At 66.2% G+C, this 4,203-nt stretch carries 7 protein-coding genes; 4 read left to right on the top strand and 3 right to left on the bottom strand.

What is annotated here, in order from left to right:
- Nucleotides 1–209, bottom strand: a 209-nt coding sequence (locus tag AOK24_RS34295; protein WP_167376887.1) for an ATP-binding protein, incomplete at its 3' end; no start/stop codon positions are given.
- 177 nt (nucleotides 210–386) lie between these two features.
- Between AOK24_RS34295 and AOK24_RS34290 the strand changes: the two genes are divergently transcribed.
- The 4 genes from AOK24_RS34290 (at nucleotide 387) to AOK24_RS48845 (ending at nucleotide 3,045) form a co-directional block, all read left to right on the top strand.
- On the top strand, nucleotides 387–1,238 hold the full coding sequence (locus tag AOK24_RS34290; RefSeq protein ID WP_055723906.1) for a helix-turn-helix domain-containing protein: 852 nt from the start codon (nucleotides 387–389) through the stop codon (nucleotides 1,236–1,238).
- A gap of 15 nt (nucleotides 1,239–1,253) precedes the next feature.
- A complete protein-coding gene (locus tag AOK24_RS34285) occupies nucleotides 1,254–1,448 on the top strand; it encodes a DUF397 domain-containing protein (protein ID WP_055723905.1) in 195 nt (64 codons plus the stop codon).
- 199 nt (nucleotides 1,449–1,647) lie between these two features.
- The gene (locus tag AOK24_RS34280) at nucleotides 1,648–2,637 is read left to right on the top strand and encodes a trypsin-like serine peptidase (RefSeq protein ID WP_133258205.1); all 990 of its coding nucleotides are present in this window, start codon (nucleotides 1,648–1,650) and stop codon (nucleotides 2,635–2,637) included.
- Nucleotides 2,638–2,697: 60 nt separating this feature from the next.
- Nucleotides 2,698–3,045, top strand: coding sequence for a hypothetical protein (locus AOK24_RS48845; protein ID WP_133258204.1), 348 nt, complete (start codon nucleotides 2,698–2,700; stop codon nucleotides 3,043–3,045).
- On the opposite strand, the gene AOK24_RS34270 is transcribed toward AOK24_RS48845, so the two are convergent.
- Together AOK24_RS34270 and AOK24_RS34265 are read right to left on the bottom strand one after the other, a co-directional pair.
- Nucleotides 3,005–3,505, bottom strand: coding sequence for an AAA family ATPase (locus AOK24_RS34270; protein ID WP_055723902.1), 501 nt, complete (start codon nucleotides 3,503–3,505; stop codon nucleotides 3,005–3,007). The genes AOK24_RS48845 and AOK24_RS34270 overlap by 41 nt on opposite strands.
- 116 nt (nucleotides 3,506–3,621) lie before the next feature.
- Entirely contained in the window at nucleotides 3,622–4,077 is a 456-nt protein-coding gene (locus AOK24_RS34265; protein ID WP_055723901.1) for a tellurite resistance TerB family protein, read from the bottom strand.
- Between the last annotated feature and the right edge of the window lie 126 nt (nucleotides 4,078–4,203).

Genomic DNA, 4,203 nt, shown 5'->3' with positions numbered 1-4,203 from the left:
GGGGTGAGGCGGAGGGTGATCTCGACGCGGGCGAGGGGGATCTTGCAGTGGGCGACGGAGTTGGTGACGAGTTCGTTGGCGGCGAGGGTGATGGCGTCGGAGAGGTCGGGGTCAACTCCCCAGTCGGCGAGGGTCTTTTGGACGCGGTGCCTGGCGGTGGGGACGTGGCGGCGGTTCTTGGGGATCTGGAAGGTGACGGTGTCGGGCATGGGTGGGGATGCCTCCTGACGGTTCGCCAGTCAAGAGCCGCGGAATAACGGCTCGTGCTCATGAGGCTAGGGGCGCAGGTGAGTTGGTCGCAACCAGTTCAGTCGCATACATGCTGATGGATAGTTGTTCGATTGACGGCATGCTCTACATTGGGTTGCGAACGAGAGGGGGCAACGATGCCTAGTGGGGCCCGACCGACCGTGCGCAGCAGGCGACTTGGAGTAGCTCTCAAGACGTACCGCCAGGCGGCGAAGATGGACCAGGCGCAGGCCGCGGAGGTCATCGCCGGCCACCAGACGAGGGTCAGCCGCATAGAGACCGGTCACGTGTCGGCCCGCCCGCTGGAGATCCGGGCGATGCTGGACGCGTACGGGGTGCACGACCTCGCGGTGCGGAAGAAGCTGGAGGACCTGGCGCGCAACTCCAAGCGGCGGGGGTGGTGGCTGGAGCATGCGGCGCACCTACGGCAGGACTACCTCGACTTCATCGCACTTGAGGATGACGCGACGTACATCCGGGAGTGGCAGCCGGTTCTCATCCCCGGGCTGTTGCAGACCCCCGCCTACGCCGAGGCGGTCATCCTCTCGACGCCGCACTACATCGCTCCCGAGCGCGTCGAGCAGTTGCTGAAGGTGCGCGAAGCGCGGCAGGCGAAGATCGAGGAAGGCGGGACGTCGTTCACCGCCATCATCTGGGAGGCGGCCATCGCTCACCCGGTGGTCGGCGCCGAGGTCCACCAGGAGCAACTGGCCGCCATCCTTGAGGTCGGGAAGCGGAAGAACGTCACGGTGCAGGTGCTGCCGTTCAGCGCGGGAACGGTCGCGGGCGCGATCTCCGCCTTCTCGTCGTTCAGTTTCGAGTCCGAGCCGGTCGTGGAGGCGGTGACCATGGACAACCTGCGGGGTACTTCGGTCCTCGAAGCGCCCGCAGATCTCGTGGCTTACGCCAATGCGTACGACGAACTACGATCGGCAGCACTGGCACCGCAGGCCAGTGCGCGGCTGATCCGGAGCGCACTGCGAAAGTAGCAAGGAAGACGGAACGTGATTGAGGTCGTAACCCCTTTCTGGAAGTCGTCGTACACGACTGGTGAGGGCAACTGCGTGGAGGTCGCCCTCACCGCCCCCTCCGGCCTCGCCGTTCGCGACAGCAAGCTCACCGACGGTCCCCTTCTCGCCGCCTCCCGCGAGACCTGGACCTCTTTCCTCGGTCAGTTCGGCGACGACACCCAGAACTGACCTACGGCGATATTCAGCCCCTCTCCGTGTCCGACCGAGAGGGGCTTCGTCGTTCCCGGCTCCCCCCAAGTGCCCTTTCTCCGCGCCCCGTTGCGCCTGCGTCGATATCCAGCCCTCCGACCCTGTTGAACCCATTGACAGGACTTGCACAGACTTTGGAGGCTTGCGTGGACATGCCACTGGATGGGGAGGGTGTCACGTGTTACGCAATCGCTGTAGATATCTGCTCGCCGCCTGCGTCGCCTTCGGGCTCGCCTTCGCGCCGTCGACGGTCGTCGCCGCCGAGGGACAGGCAACGGCAGCCGCTTCCAGCGCAGTTGAACACCGGGTCTCGCCCGGCGCCCAGGCGCTGACCGGGCAGTACTGGACGCCGGAGCGCATGGCAGCGGCCGTACCGCCCAAGGCCGTTGGGAAGTCCGTGCCGGACAGCGTCATCGAGGAGGCGATCGGTGGGGCGACGACCGGCTCACAACCCGTCGCCGGTAAGGGAGTTGAGGTCGCGCCGAGTGCGCCGAAGCTGAAAGTCTCGGCAACTCGGGTCGTGGGCAAGGTGTTCTACCGGGGTTCCGACGGCATCGACTACGTGTGCTCCGGGTCCGCGGTCAACAGCACGAACAAGAACATGGTGTTCACGGCAGGGCACTGCGTCCACGGCGGTCCGGGTCAAAGCTGGGCCTCCAACTGGCAGTTCGTGCCGTACTACGACCACGGCAGCCGGCCGTACGGGACGTGGTGGGCCGAGACGCTCGTCGCGTTCAACGGGTGGATCAACAGCGGGAACTTCGGCTACGACGTCGGCATCGTCATCACCTCGCCGAACTCCTCGGGTGAACTCGTCAACGCCGTAGGCGGGTTGGGGATCCAGTGGAACTACCCCAAGGACCGCTTCATGGTCGCGATGGGGTACCCGGCGGCCGGCGCGTTCGACGGACAGTGGCAGTACTTCTGCTCCGCGACCACCTCGCAGCGCAGTTCCTCCGTCACCGACCAGATCAAGATGCCGTGCAACATGACCGGCGGCTCCAGCGGCGGACCCTGGATCTTCGGCAAGGACGACAACGTCTACTACAGCGGCTACGTCAACGGCGTGAACAGCAACACGGAACGCCGCGACAACCCGACCGAGATGCGCTCCCCGTACTTCGCGACCTGGGTCGGCGACGCGTTCAACACGTACTCTTCCTACTGACGTCGATGCGCCAACCGGCGTCCGCCGACTGACGGACGTACGACGTGGAGGGGCCAACTCATGCCCGGATCCTTACGAGTTCGGCTCGCCGTCACCATCGGCGCGCTGGCCTGCACACTGGTCGCCTGCGGGGCGGAGGAGAGCGATCCCGGCTCCCCGCCGACGGGCGTCTCGGGAACGGGAGCAGAGACGGGGACGAGCACGGGTTCGGGCGCGACCCCGACACCCGGCACGACCGGCGACCCCGGCCACAGCACCTCGTGCACACCCTCCACGTCCACCATCCCGGAGGAGGAGGTAACCCCCTCCTCCGGCACAGCCCCCAGCGACAGCCAGACCCACACCCAGAACCCGGCCGACAACTGCGTCATCGACAGCGGGATTCCGAACACGCCGGTGGATCCGTGAGCGCTTCGAGCCTCCGCACGACAACCTCGACCGGCGCTGCCGCATCGATCTCGACGCTGGCGGAAGCCCGCAGCAAGGGTTCGACGTCGTCCAAGTAGCCCAGGATGTCGGCCAGTTCGTCGGCTCGCTTGCCGTAGGGGTTGTTTGTCCGGGTGGCGATCCGCGCGAGCAGCACCTCTGCCGGAGCGCTGAGCAGGACGACGTGGTCGAACAGACCATAGAAACGGTTCTGGTTGCTCTTGCAGCCCGCGACGAAGAGGTGACCCGTGTCGTGGCCAGCCAGCAGCTCGGTGACCGCGTCCTCCCGCCAGATCCAGTCCCGCGTCCCGTCGGGAAGCGTGACCCAGCAACTCCAGGCGTCCGTGTCCGTATCGATCGCCCGGTGCCCTCGTCGCCGTAGCCACTCGATCGCCGTCGACTTGCCGGTGCCGGACATTCCGGTGATCAGGATCTTCGTCATCGGTGTTCAGTAGTACCCGCGAAGTACCCGTGTAGTACCCGGGGAGGCCCCGCACCCCCTGAGCGCCAGGCCCCGCACCCGTAGTACCCGGGAGCCCGGCGCTCGTACGGCGTAACTCAGAGGTCGAACTCGTGCGGCGGCAGGTCGAGGGTGTAGCACGCCTCGCGGACCACCGCCTGCTCGTCCTTGTCGAAGTCGCCGTCCGCGCCGCCGATGACGATGCCGATCTGGATGACCGCGCGGGCCTCGGCCGGCTTCTTCTTCGCCTTGGCGATCTCCTGGAGCACGCTGACCTTGCCGAAGTCGAAGTCGGTGGTCAGCTTGTTGAGGTTGTCCTCGAAGCGGCGGCGCAGGTCGTCCGCCGGGAAGTTCTGCAACACCTCGTTGTTCGCGATGAGTTGGGCGACACGCTGCCGCTCCGACGGGTCGATGTGGCCGTCCGCCGCCGCGACCAGCGCGCACATGGCCATGCTCGCGTCCCGGAACGCGCCGCTCTTGAGGTCGTTCTTCTTCGAGACCAGCTGCGTCTGCATCTGCGACGCGGAGTCCTTGATGCGGTCCCACAGGGCCATGAACACTCCAAAAACCAGGGGCGCCCGCTCAGGCCGCCCTACCGTTGCCTGCCTATATCTTCTACAGGAACGTAGAAGTTGATGCGCCGGTTCCCGCCATGCCCCCGTCCGATTCATTCAAGACCC

Source organism: Streptomyces niveiscabiei (genome assembly GCF_001419795.1).
Taxonomy (GTDB): Bacteria; Actinomycetota; Actinomycetes; order Streptomycetales; family Streptomycetaceae; genus Streptomyces; species Streptomyces niveiscabiei.
Note: the sequence above shows the minus strand (reverse complement) of the source record. Positions and strands in the feature narration are given on the sequence as shown.